We start from the raw sequence: 13409 nt of genomic DNA on the forward strand, positions 1-13409 counted from the left end.
GGAAACGCCGACAGCGCACCAGTTTCGCCAGGGGCCGGGCCAGCTAGTTCAGGCGGGTCAGAACCCGCCTGAACACTCACGACCCCTGGGTCACGCGATGCCGGTCGCGAACACGTGCAGGGCCGGGTTCGACGGCAGGGTCACCGCCACCACCTCCTTGCCCGCGGTCAGCGGGACGGAGTTCGCGAACACCCGGTACGGCGTCGTCGGGTAGGCCGGGCCGGTGCGGGTGTTCTTGCCCAGGACCGTCGCCACCGTGGTCGCGCCGTACTGGGCCGGGTCGGTGCAGCACCAGTTCGGGACGCCGACGTCGGCCTGGCTCGTGGTGCCGTCCGCGTACTGGACGAACACCGTGCCCTTCGCCGTTCCCGTGCCGGTGCCCGCGAGCACCAGCTCGGCCCCGGTGCCGCGCACGGCGATGGTCTGGCCGGCGGCCACGGCGTTGTCCGGCTGGCCGGTGCCGGTGGCCGCGGCCGGCCAGGTCAGCGTGGCGCCGTCCGCCGTGAACGCCGCTCCCGGTTTCAGGCCCGCTTCCGCCAGGCCCTCCGCGCGGAAGCTGCTGCCGCCGCCGTCGAGGTCACCCGCCGTCGCGTGCGCCGCGTCCGTGACGCCGACGTTCCCGTAGGCCGCGGCCAACGACGCGAACGGGACGGTGATGGTCGCCGAGTCGACAGCCTCGTGCGCACCCAGCCTGGCCTGGTACGACGCGGTCGCCGTGACCTGGTAGTCCGCCGGCTTCAGACCGGCGTCCGGAGTCAGCTTGACCGGGACCCGCACTGTCTGCCCGGGCAGGACGAGCTTCGGCGCGGCGGGGACGTCGGCGCGGAAGCCGTTGCCCTGCACGGAAAGCCGCACGTCCCGCACCGGCAGTGGGGTGCCGTTGGTGAACCCGAGCGTCCCGGTCACGGCCTGGCCCGGCGCGGCCACGGGCGGCACCGCCAGCGTCACCGAGCCGTTGTCGTCCGCGGGGAAGAAGCCGCCGACCGCGCTGGTGCCGGACAGGCGGACGTCCTGGCGCTCGCCCGCGCCGAGCTGCCCGGTCTTGACGCGCACGACACCCTTGCCCGCCGGGTCGTACCACCAGCCGGACGACGCCTGGTCGAGGTCGGCCTTGCTCCCGTACTGCCGCAGCACCGAAGCACCCGCCTGGACGACGGCGGGCTTCGATCCCGTGTGGACGGTCAGCAGGTAGTTCCGCGCGGCCGGCTTGCCGGGGTAGGTGCCGGTGCTCGCGCCGATCCCGACGCTCACCGGGCCCGGGCCGGACTTCGGCGCGTCGACGGTGAACGTCTGCTTCGCCTGCTCACCGCGCTGGTAGCCGCGGGTCACGCCGTCGTCCTCGGTGAGCGTGAAGCTCCCCTGGCCCTGCGGGTAGACGTCGAGGTCGAGCTCGCCCTTGTCGCGGGTCTGCCACGACTTCGTGCCCTCGGCCCACATCGGGACGACGGCCCCGGCGCGGACGAACAGCGGCAGCGTGTCGAGCGGGGCGTCGTAACCGTCCACCGTGGTGGGTCCGGTGTAGGTCTTGCCGCTCCAGTAGTCCACCCAGGTGCCCTTCGGCAGGTAGATGCCGTTGCGCACGCCGGCCTTCTCGTACACCGGCGCGACGAGGAAGTCCGTGCCGGACAGGAACTCGTACTTCGCCTTGTCCGTCCAGACGTTCGGATCGTCGGGGTACTCGAGGGCCAGCGGCCGGACCTGGCCGACGCCGGTCCGGTGCGCCTGCGCGGAATAGCTGTAGGTGTAGGGCAGCAGCCTTTCCTTCAGCAGCAGGTACTTGCGGTTGATCGAGGTGTAGGGCTCGCCCTGGCGCCACGGCTGCTTGTCCGACGACGCCCAGCCGTCCATCGTCATCGCCGCCGGCAGGAAGGTCTTCCACTGCAGGTCGCGGACGTAGGTCTGCGGGCTGCCGCCGAAGATGCCGTCGATGTCGCCGGTGTTGTAGGCGATGCCGGACGTCGTCGCGCCCGCGTACGTCGGGATCTGCCACTTGATGTAGTCGTAGGAGCCGGCCTGGTCGCCGCTCCACAGCACGCCGCAGCGCTGCGCGCCGGCCCAGCTCACCGGCTGCCAGACGAACCCGCGCGCGTCGCTGTTGTCCTCGATGCCCTTGTGCGCGGTGTCGCAGGCGTCGAGCGCGAACTGGTAGCCCGGGCCGACCCAGGCGACGTCCAGCTTGCGCACCCGCACGCCGGCCTTGACCTCTTCGGCCTGGTTGGGCACGCCGTTTTCGGTCCAGAGGCCCAGCTGCATGGTGTTCTTGCGCAGGCCTTCGCCGGTCTGCTGCAGGTTTTCGTAGCCGCAGCCGTAACCGTCGTTGACCAGCATCCAGCCGTTCGGCATGCCGTTCTGCGTGTAGCCGTCGGCGATCTTGACGGCGTCGAGCGTGTGCCGCTCGCCGCGGTTCGCGTTGTGCAGGTAGCAGTCGGAGTCGCCGGTTTCGAGCCCGTAGATCGGCGGCAGGAACGGCTTCCCGACGAGGTCGGTGTACCCGGAGACGACGTCCTTGAGCCCGGCGCCGACGACGTAGGTGGCGTCGAAGCGCCGCTCGTCGTGCGTGGTCTTGACCGGGGACGTGAAGGAGTAGCTGCCGGGAGCGAAGGTGTTGCGCAGCACGCCGTAACCCGCGGTCGAGGCGTAGAACGGCTGCGAGTTGGGCGCGCCGCCGTCGTTCCAGTTGTCGTCGGCGAAGATCTTGATGGTCTGGTCGCGGTGGCTGAACCGGCCGTTCTGCTCACCACCGCCGACGAACTGCTCGGCCGCGGTCCGCGCGAGGGTCTGCGTGGTCGTGGTGCCGGTCCAGGACAGCGGCGCGGACTCGGCCCACCGCTGCGTGCGGTCGGCGCCGTCGTAGAGGGCGAACTTCAGCGGGTGCTTGTAGGCCCGCAGGGTCGCCTTGGGCGTCGAAATGGCCCAGTAGGCGCCCTTGTCGACGCGCTGGGGTGTCGCGGGGGCCGTGGTCTTCGGCAGGACGATCTTGTCGCCCGCCGGGTCGGTGAACGTCCCGTCGGGGGCGAGCCAGACCCGGACGGCGCTCTCGGCCGGGAAGCTCACGCGCACCGCCGCGGCTCCCGACTTCAGCGTGACCACCGGGCCGTCGGCGGAGATGCCGGTCAGGTCGCCGAGGCTGCCCGACGGCGAGTCCGCGTACGCCGCGCTGGGCGCCAGCCCGAGGGCGACGATCGCGGCGAGACAGGGGAGCGATTGCGCAAGTCTGCTCATTAATGACACCTTTCGCGCACTAACACGCATGATGTGCTCTGTATAGCGCACGCTTCGCGCAGTGTCACCCGCCGAAAGGTGCACAAGCCGAAGGGCACCTTCTCGCCCGGTGACAGCGGCTCCGCCAAGGTCGCGAATGACTCATTGGGGACCTCTGAGGTCCCCAATGAGTCATTCGCGACACGGCAACGCCCGCCGGCAGACCGCGCGGCGCCGACTTTGCCGGACTCTCGCGTGTGACGCGGGAAAGGTGCCCTTCGGCGGGGAACCGGGCTCAGACGGCTTGGACCGCGACCCCGGCGGCTTCGAACGCGCGCAGGGCGTCCGGGTCGGCGTCGGTGTCCGTCACCAGCGCGTGCACCTGCGTCGTCTCGCAGATGCGCGCGAAGGCCCGGCGGCCCAGCTTCGAGCCGTCCGCCACCGCGACCACGCGCTCGGCGCGCTCGACCATCAGGCGGTTGATGCTGGCCTCGCCCTCGTGGTGGGCGAACGCGCCCGCGTCCGGGTCGAACGCGTCGACGCCGAGGAACAGCAGGTCGATCGTCAGTTCGCTCAAGACCCGGGTGGCCAGCGGGCCGCTCAGCTCGAACGACTGCGGCCGCGCGACGCCGCCGGTGACGACGATCTTGACGTTCGGGCGCACCGCGAGCTCGTGCGCGATGTTCAGCGCGTTCGTGACCACCGTCAGGCCCGGTGCGTCGCCGCGGCCGGAGAGGTCCGGGCGGATCGCCAGTGCCCGCGCCACCCCGGCGGTCGTGGTGCCGCCGTTCAGGCCGACCACCATGCCCTTCGCGGCGAACGCGGCCGCCGCGGTGCTGATCCGCTGCTTCTCCGGCACGTGCCGCGCGGTCTTGTAGCGCAGCGGCAGGTCGTAGGCGAGGTCGTTGGCGACCGCGCCGCCGCGCGTGCGCGTGAGCAGCTGCTGTTCGGCGAGGTGGTCGAGGTCGCGGCGGATCGTGGCGGCGGAGACGTCGAGCTCCGCGGCCACGTCCTCGACGTCGATCTTTTCCCGCTGCCCCAGCATGTCCAGCAGGGTGCTCAAGCGTTCGTGCCGGGCCATCGCGGTACTCCCTAGTTCACTCTCGGCGAGCAGTATGCTGCATCGCCGCTTTCCGCCGCGCCCCGGCACGCCGCCACCGCTACTTCATCCGGAAGTCGTAGGCCGACGGCAGCGGATCCGCGGAGAGCGCTTCCCAGGTGTCCGAAAGGGACAACTCGCCTTCCCGGATGTTCGGGATTTCGAAGCCCGCGTCGAACACGGCCTTCGCGCCCGCGCGATCCCCGGCGGCGAGCCGGGTGTGCGCCGTCAGCAACGCGAGCCTGCCTTCGGGTCGCCCGGGCAGCAGGGAAACCGGGGCGTGCCCGGCCGCCAGCTGCGCCGACAACGCCTCGACCAGCAGCGGCCGCACGTCCGGTGCCAGCGCCAGGGCACGCCGGAACAACCGCGCCGATTCCTCGGGATCGGTGGCGGCGACGGCGAGGTTGCGCAACGCCCAGGCGTTCTCCGCGGCTGCCACCGACGCACGCCACGCCTCCTGGGCCGCTTCCCGGTCGCCGGCCGCCCAGCGGGCCACGCCGCGGTGGTACCACGTCAGCCAGGTGTCCGTCGTGTACTCCAGCAGCTCGGCCCAGTACCGGTTGACCAGCGTCGACGGCGGCGGGACGCGCGGATCGCCCGGCGGCGTCTCGCCGTCCAGGAGGTCCAGCCACGGCTGCTGCTCCGGCCCCAGCGTGTCCTTCGGGAACGGTGTACCGGGCAGGCAGGCCACCATGCGGAGGGTTTCCAGCGCGCCCCAGCCCGAGCCGGTGGCCAGCGGTTCGCCGGGCTCGGCGTCCGCGATCCCCCGCCACGCGCGGTGGCGCGCCTCGAGCACGGCCACCGGCGGCAGCCCCGCGGCGACGGCGTCCGTGGCGGCACGCCAGTTTTCGCCGTGCACCGCGGCCGGGTCCGCCGAGACGGGCCCGTACGCCTCCAGCCAGTCCCAGGCCTCGCCCGGTGGCAGGCGCAGGTGCTCCAGCTGCGTGCGGGCCAGTCCCGCCTGGATCTCCAGGTAGCCCGTCCCCGCGCCCGGCGCGAGCCACTCCTGCCAGTGCCGCCCGCCCGCGGATTCGCCCCACCGGAACAGTTTCCGGCCGCGCAGCCTCGCCGTGGACGCCTGGCCGAGGCCGGCGCCGGTCTCGTCGACCGCCGCGATCCACGGGCGATCCGAAGCCACATCGAAGAAGTAGTCCGCGGCCGTGCCGCCCCGCGCCGGGTAGGTCAGCTCACCGGGGACGCCGACGAGGTCGAGCCGGCCCGAATAGCCGTAGTGCCAGGCCTGGTCCGCGGGCACGAGCACCCGCGTCGACGGCGTCTGCGGCACGGCGGTGTTGGACCACCAGTAGACCGGCACGTCGTGGGAGTGCGGGTTGCGGATCCGCACGCCGACGAGTAGCTGCTCCGAGTCGTCGGGCAGCCAGAAGTCCAGCTGGTACGGCAGGTCCCGGGTGCGCTCCCATTCCCACAGCCGCAGCACGGGCGTGCCGTCCGGGCCCTCGACCGCGGCCGCGAACATCGGCGCGCACGTCAGCGTCGTGTGCCCGGTGCTGCCGAGGTTCCACTCGACGCCGCCGGCGAACCACGCGTCCCGCAGCGCGAGGTTCGCGGGCTGGAACACCGGGTTGCGGTACAGCAGCTCGCGCCCGGACGGCTTGTGCACCAGCGACCAGAGCCGCCCGCCCAGTGACGGCAGGACCGTCGCCCGCAGGTGGTCGTTCTCCAGCACCAGCGCGGGCAGTTCGCGGACGGAGCGTTCGCGCGAGTAGCCGTCCTGCAGCCGGCACGGCAGCACGGTGCCGAGCCGCCCGTACACCAGCCCGGCGGCCAGGTCGGCGGGCATCTCGTCCACATTGGACACCGAGGCCACGGCTTCCGGCTGCACCAGCGGCGGCAGGGGGTTCTCCGGCCCCAGCTCGGCCGCGGGCAGCGTGAGCGACGTCCGGCGCAGCTCGGTCATGCGTCCGGCAGCCTTTCCCCGGTGGCCGCGTCGAACAGGTGGACCGCGTCCGGCTTCGGCGACAGGGTGATCGGTTCGCCGCGCTGCCACGGCGCCATGCCCGGCGTCCGCACGGTGAACACCCGCTCCCCCGCCCGGCAGTACAGGTACTGGTCGCTGCCCAGTTCTTCGACGACCTCGACGACCGCTTCGTAGCCGCCCTCGCCGAGCGTCCAGCCCTCGGGCCGGACCCCGGCCACGAGCCCGGGGCCGGTGAGCGCCGAGCGCTGCGCCGGGGTCAGCGGCACGGTCGCCTCGTCCACCGAGGTCTCCAGCAGGTTCATCGACGGCGAGCCGATGAACCCGGCGACGAACACGTTGGCCGGCCGTGAGAAGAGGCCGATCGGGGTGTCGCACTGCTGCAGCACGCCGTCGCGCAGGACCGCGACCCGGTCGCCCATGGTCATCGCTTCGACCTGGTCGTGCGTGACGTACAGCGTCGTGACGCCCAGCCGCCGTTGCAGCGACGCGATCTGCGTGCGCGTCTGCACCCGCAGCTTGGCGTCCAGGTTGGACAGTGGCTCGTCCATCAGGAACACGCTCGGCTCGCGCACGATCGCGCGGCCCATCGCGACGCGCTGGCGCTGCCCGCCGGACAGCTTGGCCGGCTTGCGGTCCAGGTACTCGGTCAGGTCGAGCAGCGCCGCGGCCTCGGTCACCCGCCGCTCGCGCTCGGCCTTCGGCAGCTTCGCCAGCTTGAGGTGGAAGCCGATGTTCTCGCCGACCGACATGTGCGGGTAGAGCGCGTAGTTCTGGAACACCATCGCGATGTCCCGGTCCTTCGGCGCCAGCTCGGTGACGTCGCGGTCGCCGATGTGGATGGAGCCTTCGTCGACGCCCTCCAGCCCGGCCAGCATCCGCAGCGTCGTCGACTTGCCGCAGCCCGAAGGGCCGACCAGCACGAGGAATTCGCCGTCGGCGACGTCGAGGTCGAAGCCGTCGACGGCCGGGCGGTCCACTCCGGCGTAGAACCGGGTCGTGTCCCGGAAACTCACGGTGGCCATCTGCTCCTACTTTCCGGCGCCGAGGGTCAGGCCGGTGATGATCCGGCGGGCGAGCACGAGGTACAGCACGAGCATCGGGAGCACGACGATCGCCACGCCGGCGATCAGGCCGCCGTACTCCGACTGGTAGCTCGCCGCGCCGTAGAAGGTGAACAGCGCGCGCGACAGCGTGAAGTGCGCCTGGTCCTTGAGGAACACGATGGCCAGCAGCGTCTCGTTCCACAGGCCGATCGCGTTGAGCGTCAACGCCGTGATCAGGCCGCCGCGCGCGAGCGGCAGCATGACCGAGAAGAACGTCCGGGCCGGCGAGGCGCCGTCCAGCGAGGCCGCTTCCTCGAGCTCGTCCGGCAGCGAGCGGAAGAAGCCGGTCAGCAGGAACACCGTGAACGGGATCGACAAAGCGACGTACAGCAGGAAGAGCCCGTACTCGTTGTCCAGGTGGATCCGGCTCAGCACCACGAACAGCGGGATGATCACGGTCTGGAACGGCACGCCCATGCCGATCGCGACGACGTTCGTCATCGGCCCGGAACCGCGTACACCGAGCCGGGTCAGCGCGTACGCGCAGGGCGCGGAGACGGCCACGGTCGCGACCGTCGCGAGGCCGACCAGGACCACCGTCGTCACCACGGCGTCGCCGAAGCCCGCGTTGGTCCAGGCGTAGCTGAAGTTCCGGAACGGCTTGCCGACGTGGAACCACTGGTACGGCAGCGCGAACGGCTTGGTGAAGATCTCCACCGGCGTCTTGAACGCGGCCGTGAGCAGCCAGTACAGCACCAGGACGTTGCCCGCGGTGAACGCCCAGACGAACACCGAACCCAGCAGCCGCAACGGGCTGAACCGGCGCGAGCCCGGGGCCGGCTTCGGTTTGCGCGGCGCCCGCCGCACGACGTCAGAACTGGATCGCGTCACGGCGCATCACCCGCCTCAGCAGCACGACCAGGATCGACACCAGCGCGATCATCGCCACCGCGCAGGCGCAGGCGGCGCCGAAGTCCGGCGTGCCGTTCGAGCCGAAGGTCCGGTCGAACACGTAGATGCCGAGCGTCCACGCCTGGTTCGGCGGGGCGTACGTCCCCGGCCCGGCCAGCACGAACACCAGCTCGAAGATCTTCAGCGCGTTGATCGTCCACAGCACCCCGGCGACGCCCACTACGTCCCACGTCATCGGCAGCGTGATGTTGCGGAACTTCTGCCACGGTGACGCGCCGCCGAGTTCCGCGTCCTCGTAGAGGTACGGCGGGATCCGGTCGACCGCGGCCATCAGGATGGTGATGTAGAAGCCGGAACTGGCCCAGATCAGCGACGCCGTCACCACGCCGGTCACGTTGGCCGGGGCCAGGAACTTGGCCGCGTCCGCGCCGACGTGCTCCAGGACGTAGTTCGCCAGTCCCTGCTTGCCGGGCTGGTACTTGAACACGAAGCCGAGGAACATGCCGAGCGCCACCGGCGCGACGATGTTCGGGAAGAAGAGGATGGCGCGGACGACCTTGCCGCCGCGCATGTCCCGCAGCACCATGGTGAACAGGAACGCGAGCGCGAACGTGCCGACACCGCCGGCGAAGACGTACACCAGCGTGTTGCGGAAGGCGTACTGGAACGAGTCGCTCGCCCACATCTGCGTGTAGTTGGTGACGCCGTTGGGCTTCGGCGTGTCCCCCGCGCCCGCCCAGCTCGTGAAGGACAGCACCACCGTCCCGAGCGTCGGCAGCACCAGGAAAGCCAGGTACAGCACCAGCGCGGGCGCGGCGAACGGCCAGAACAGCCGTTTCTTGCGGCGCAGGTGCGCGCCGCCGGCGGCACGGGCCCCCTGAGCCCGTGCCGCCGTCGTCGTCGTGAGCGTGGCCATCAGCCCTGGTTCTTCCAGAAGCCGGCACCCTTGGCGGCGAGCTGGTCCACGAACTGCTCCGGGGTCAGCTCGCCCTTGAGCAGCGCGGTGTCGGCCGGGTCGAAGACGTCGGTCTGCCACTTGCCGCCGGCGATCCCGTCGATCCCGTCGTACTGCAGGACGTGCTCCTTCTTCGGGTCGTCCAGTGCGGCCTTGACCTGCTTGAGGTCGTCCGGCACGGCGAGGTCGGCGCGCGGCACGAGGTTGTCGGCCACCGCCGGGATGCCGGAGAGGATGTCCTTGTTGAGGAAGTAGGCGATGAACGCCTTGGCGGCCTCGGCGTGCTTGGCCTTCTTCGTCACGGCGAAGCCGATCGACATCTGCTCGACGGTGTCGTGCGTGGCGCCGGCGGGCATGGGGAACTGGAAGGAGCCGTAGTTGATCGTCGTCCCGGCGCCCTGCTTGTCCAGGTACTCGCGGGTCTCGCTCGGCGCCCAGGTGCCGACGTAGAGGTAGCGCGAGTCGCCGTCGGCCCAGCGCTGCTGCACCTGCGGGAACTTCGCCGCGTCCCAGCCGTCGATGAAGTACTTGGGGAGCTTCGCGGTTTCGGTGGCGGCCTTGAGGAAGCCCGGCTCGGTCTTCCACGCCTGGCCGGTCTTGTCGGTGGCGGCCTTGTTCAGCCCGCCCGCGCCGACGTACCGCTCGGCGAGCTGGGTGAAGAAGTACATGTTGTAGAACGGGATGTCGCCGTCCTGGCTGATCGCCGCCTTGCCGTCGGCCTTCGCCTTGTCGAACAGCGCGACCAGGTCGTCCATCGTCTTCGGCTGCCGGACGTCACCGGCGGAGTCCTTGTTGAACCACCAGGCACTGGACTGCACGGTGTAGGGGACCATGAAGTTCTGGCCGGTCTTGTCCTTGTTCTGCGGGAAGTCGTAGGAGCTCTTCGAGAGCACGTCCCGGACCGTCTTGTCGCCCTCGCCGACCTTCATCGCGAAGACGTCGTCGAGGCCCTGCGTGCCACCCGGGGTCATGATGGCCGCGCCGACCTTGCTGACGTCCTGGTCGAACAGGTCCGGGACCGCGTCGGTGTTCAGCGCGGGCACCAGGTTCTGCGTGTAGGCCTTGCGCCCCAGCCACTGGACGTCGACCTTGACGCCGGTCTTCTCCTGGAAGCACTTGAACGCCTTCTGCAGCACCTTCCCCTGCGGCTCGTCGGCGGTCCACATGGCCCAGTAGGTGAACTCCTTGTCCGTGGCCGGCTTGACCGCGGCCTCCGGGCAGGGCGCGTTCAGGTACTGGTCGACCCCGGGCAGGGCGTTCTCGCCGGTCCCACCGCCGGTGTCCGCACCCCCGCCGCACCCGGCCAGCAGGAGGGACACCCCCGCCGTCAACGCCATGAGCTTGCTCCGCCGCATATCGCCACCGCCCACATCGATGAGGAACACGCCTTCTGCGCGTTGCTGCGCAGTTTTAACAGCTTTCGAGCACTTGTCAACACCGAGACCCCCAAGCAGCGCTCCGGCCAAAGTCCGAGGTACTCGGGTGATCAGGCACGTAACCACACTTCGGGACGTGCTCGCACCTCGACGCATCCACTGCGTGCAAGTGATCGATTGCCGCGTTGACGTTGCACAAACTTGCATCTAACGTGTTGGGTGTTGCGCACAACCGGCACGGATGGGGAGTTCATGAGCGGGACCTTCATGGCTGCGGAGATCGCCAGCCAGCCCGGCTGCTGGCGGGAAGCGGGAGCGCTGGCCGCGGCGAACGACGGCCGGCTGCCCTCGGCGGGCGCCCGGGTGGCGATCGTCGGCTGCGGGACCTCGTGGTTCGTCGGCCAGGCCTACGCCGTCTTGCGCGAAGCCGCCGGGCTCGGCGAGACCGACGCGTTCGCCGCGTCCGAGTTCCCGGTCGGCCGCGCCTACGACCACGTGCTCGCGCTGACCCGCTCGGGCACCACGACCGAAGTGCACACGCTGCTCGCGAAGCTGCGCGGCCGGACGAAGACCACGGTGATCACCGGCGTGCCGGGCGAGGTCGCCGGCACCGCCGACGCCGTCGTCGACCTGTCCTCGGTGGACGAACGCTCGGTCGTGCAGACGCGGTTCGCCACGACAGCGCTGGCCGTGCTGCGGGCGCACCTCGGCGAGGACCTGACCGGCGTCGTCGCGCAGGCCGAGCGGGTGCTGGCCGAGCCGTTGCCGGACGAGCTGACCGGCGCGGAGCAGTTCAGCTTCCTCGGCACCGGCTGGTCGATCGGCATCGCGAACGAGGCCGCGCTCAAGTTCCGCGAGGCGTGCCTGCTGTGGACGGAGTCGTACCCGGCGTGGGACTACCGGCACGGCCCGATCAGCATCAGCGAGCCGGGCCGGGTGACCTGGATGTTCGGCTCCGCGCCGGACGGGCTCGCCGACGACGTCCGCCAAGCCGGCGGCACGTTCGTCGAGAGCGGGCTCGACCCGCTCGCCGACCTGGTCCGCGCCCAGCTCGTGGCCGGGGCGATCGCCCGGCGTAAGGGCCTCGACCCCGACAACCCGCGCAGCTTGACGCGGTCCGTCGTGCTCACGTGATCGTCACCGTGACGCCGAACGCCGCGCTCGACGTCACCTACACGGTGGACGGCCTGGTGCCCGACGCCGTGCACCGGGCGCGCGACGTCCGGCACCGGGCCGGTGGCAAGGGCGTCAACGTCGCCCGCGTGCTGCACGCGCTCGGCGTCGACGTGCACGCGATCGCCACGGCGGGCGGGGCCACCGGCTCCGAGCTGGCGGCGGAGCTCGGCGCGGCCGGGCTGGCCGCTGAGCTGGTCCCGATCGGCGGCGAAACCCGCCGGACGACCACCGTGCTGTCCGCTGTGGACGGTTCGGTCACGCTCTTCAACGAGCCGGGCCCGGCGGTGACGGCGCCGGAGTGGGCGCTGCTCGCCGAGCGCGTCCGCCGTCGTGAACCCGAGGTGCTGGTCTGCTCCGGCAGCCTGCCGCCCGGGGCGCCACCCGACGGCTACGCGCGGCTGATCGCCGGCCGTCAGTCCGTTTTGGACACCTCCGGGCCGGCCCTGCTGGCGGGGCTGGCCGGGCGGCCCGCCGTCGTCAAGCCGAACGCCGGAGAACTGCGCGAGGCCACCGGGCTCGACGACCTCGGGCAAGCGGCCCGCGAGCTGATGCGGGCCGGGGCAGGTTCCGTCGTCGTCTCCCTCGGCGCCGACGGGCTCCTCGCCGTCACGCCCGCGGGCACCTGGCGCGCGACGCCATCCGGCGCGCTCACCGGCAACGCCACCGGCGCGGGGGACGCCGTCGTCGCGGCCCTCGCGCTCGGGCTCAGCCGGCGCGAGCCGTGGCCGGAGATCCTGCGGCGGGCCGTCGCCCTCTCCGGTGCGGCGGTGCTCGGGCCGCTCGCCGGCGACGTCGACCTCGCGCACTACCACCGTGAGCTGGCCGCCGTGCGCGTCCGGCCGGAACAGGAGTCCTGATGCCGCTGGTGCGCACCGGCGAGATCGTCGCGGAGGCCGCGGCCGCCCGGCGGGGCTGCGGCGCGTTCAACGCGATCCAGCTCGAACACCTCACCGCGATCACCGAAGGCGCGGCGCTGGCCGGCGCGCCGGTGATCGTGCAGCTCAGCCAGAACGCCGTGCGCTACCACGGCGCGCTGGCGCCGATCGGCGGCGCCGCGCTGGCCACGGCCCGGGTGGCCGAGGCGCGCGTGGCCGTGCACCTCGACCACGCCGAATCCCGTGACCTGGTGCGGGAAGCCGTCGGGCTCGGGTTCGGCTCGGTCATGTTCGACGCGTCCAAACTGGACTACGCGGACAACGTGCGCGAGACGCGGGAAGTCGTCGGGTTCTGCCACGACCACGGCGTCTGGGTGGAAGCCGAGCTCGGCGAGGTCGGCGGCAAGGACGGCGTGCACGCCCCGGGCGCGCGCACCGACCCGGCCGAGGCGGCGGAGTTCGCCGCGGCGACCGGCGTCGACGCGCTGGCGGTCGCGGTCGGCAGCTCGCACGCGATGCTCACCCGCGATGCCGCGCTGGACTTCGGCCTCATCGCGCGGCTGCGGTCGCGGGTCCCGGTGCCGCTGGTCCTGCACGGCTCGTCCGGCGTGTCCGACGACGGCCTGGCCGAAGCGGTCCGGGCGGGGATGACGAAGGTCAACATCGCGACCCAGCTCAACAAGGTCTTCACCGCGGCCGCCGCGGGCGACTGGCGCACGCACCCCGAGCGGGTGGACCCGCGCCGCTACCTGGGCGCGGGCCGCGACGCGGTGACGGCCGAGGTCCGCCGCCTCCTCGGCGTCCTCGGCTCGTCAGCGCTTCGCCGGACCTGA

General features: G+C 71.6%; 10 protein-coding genes. 3 read left to right on the forward strand and 7 right to left on the reverse strand.

Annotation, left to right across the window (positions count from 1 at the left end; all coding sequences use genetic code 11):
* Window positions 1–90: 90 nt before the first annotated feature.
* The 7 genes from AB0B33_RS32545 to AB0B33_RS32575 all read right to left on the reverse strand — a co-directional run bounded on the left by AB0B33_RS32545 (window position 91) and on the right by AB0B33_RS32575 (window position 10504).
* Window positions 91–3222, reverse strand: a complete 3132-nt coding sequence (locus AB0B33_RS32545; RefSeq protein ID WP_360778740.1) for a TIM-barrel domain-containing protein — start codon at window positions 3220–3222, stop codon at window positions 91–93.
* Window positions 3223–3496: 274 nt separating this feature from the next.
* The gene (locus AB0B33_RS32550; protein WP_086855800.1) at window positions 3497–4282 is read right to left on the reverse strand and encodes a DeoR/GlpR family DNA-binding transcription regulator; all 786 of its coding nucleotides are present in this window, start codon (window positions 4280–4282) and stop codon (window positions 3497–3499) included.
* A gap of 79 nt (window positions 4283–4361) precedes the next feature.
* The gene (locus AB0B33_RS32555; RefSeq protein WP_360778745.1) at window positions 4362–6218 is read right to left on the reverse strand and encodes a DUF5107 domain-containing protein; all 1857 of its coding nucleotides are present in this window, start codon (window positions 6216–6218) and stop codon (window positions 4362–4364) included.
* Entirely contained in the window at window positions 6215–7261 is a 1047-nt protein-coding gene (ugpC, locus tag AB0B33_RS32560; protein WP_360778748.1) for a sn-glycerol-3-phosphate ABC transporter ATP-binding protein UgpC, read from the reverse strand. The genes AB0B33_RS32555 and ugpC overlap by 4 nt, the downstream gene beginning before the upstream one ends.
* A gap of 6 nt (window positions 7262–7267) precedes the next feature.
* Window positions 7268–8173, reverse strand: coding sequence for a carbohydrate ABC transporter permease (locus AB0B33_RS32565; protein ID WP_360778750.1), 906 nt, complete (start codon window positions 8171–8173; stop codon window positions 7268–7270).
* A complete protein-coding gene (locus AB0B33_RS32570) occupies window positions 8154–9110 on the reverse strand; it encodes a sugar ABC transporter permease (RefSeq protein WP_360778753.1) in 957 nt (318 codons plus the stop codon). Before AB0B33_RS32570 ends, AB0B33_RS32565 begins: the two co-directional genes overlap by 20 nt.
* The gene (locus AB0B33_RS32575) at window positions 9110–10504 is read right to left on the reverse strand and encodes an ABC transporter substrate-binding protein (RefSeq protein ID WP_360778756.1); all 1395 of its coding nucleotides are present in this window, start codon (window positions 10502–10504) and stop codon (window positions 9110–9112) included. Before AB0B33_RS32575 ends, AB0B33_RS32570 begins: the two co-directional genes overlap by 1 nt.
* Before the next feature lie 273 nt (window positions 10505–10777).
* On the opposite strand from AB0B33_RS32575, the gene AB0B33_RS32580 reads away from it, so the two are divergent.
* From AB0B33_RS32580 to AB0B33_RS32590, 3 genes are read left to right on the forward strand one after another with little or no spacing between them, the layout of a single operon-like run.
* Complete coding sequence (locus tag AB0B33_RS32580) at window positions 10778–11659, forward strand: sugar isomerase (RefSeq protein ID WP_360778759.1); 882 nt, start codon at window positions 10778–10780, stop codon at window positions 11657–11659.
* Window positions 11656–12558 carry a 1-phosphofructokinase family hexose kinase gene (locus AB0B33_RS32585; protein WP_360778762.1) on the forward strand — a complete coding sequence of 301 codons (903 nt, stop codon included), beginning with the start codon at window positions 11656–11658 and terminating at the stop codon, window positions 12556–12558. Before AB0B33_RS32580 ends, AB0B33_RS32585 begins: the two co-directional genes overlap by 4 nt.
* Window positions 12558–13409, forward strand: coding sequence for a class II fructose-bisphosphate aldolase (locus tag AB0B33_RS32590; RefSeq protein WP_360778765.1), 852 nt, complete (start codon window positions 12558–12560; stop codon window positions 13407–13409). The genes AB0B33_RS32585 and AB0B33_RS32590 overlap by 1 nt, the downstream gene beginning before the upstream one ends.

Source organism: Amycolatopsis sp. NPDC049159 (genome assembly GCF_040648295.1).
Classification (GTDB): domain Bacteria; phylum Actinomycetota; class Actinomycetes; order Mycobacteriales; family Pseudonocardiaceae; genus Amycolatopsis; species Amycolatopsis pretoriensis_A.

What these genes read in the sequence shown, in the direction of transcription:
- AB0B33_RS32590 (WP_360778765.1), top strand. Translation starts at nt 12,558, where the DNA reads ATGCCGCTGGTGCGCACCGGCGAGATCGTCGCGGAGGCCGCGGCCGCC.
- AB0B33_RS32550 (WP_086855800.1), bottom strand. Translation starts at nt 4,282, where the DNA reads ATGGCCCGGCACGAACGCTTGAGCACCCTGCTGGACATGCTGGGGCAG.
- AB0B33_RS32570 (WP_360778753.1), bottom strand. Translation starts at nt 9,110, where the DNA reads ATGGCCACGCTCACGACGACGACGGCGGCACGGGCTCAGGGGGCCCGT.
- ugpC (WP_360778748.1), bottom strand. Translation starts at nt 7,261, where the DNA reads ATGGCCACCGTGAGTTTCCGGGACACGACCCGGTTCTACGCCGGAGTG.
- AB0B33_RS32555 (WP_360778745.1), bottom strand. Translation starts at nt 6,218, where the DNA reads ATGACCGAGCTGCGCCGGACGTCGCTCACGCTGCCCGCGGCCGAGCTG.
- AB0B33_RS32580 (WP_360778759.1), top strand. Translation starts at nt 10,778, where the DNA reads ATGAGCGGGACCTTCATGGCTGCGGAGATCGCCAGCCAGCCCGGCTGC.
- AB0B33_RS32545 (WP_360778740.1), bottom strand. Translation starts at nt 3,222, where the DNA reads ATGAGCAGACTTGCGCAATCGCTCCCCTGTCTCGCCGCGATCGTCGCC.
- AB0B33_RS32575 (WP_360778756.1), bottom strand. Translation starts at nt 10,504, where the DNA reads ATGCGGCGGAGCAAGCTCATGGCGTTGACGGCGGGGGTGTCCCTCCTG.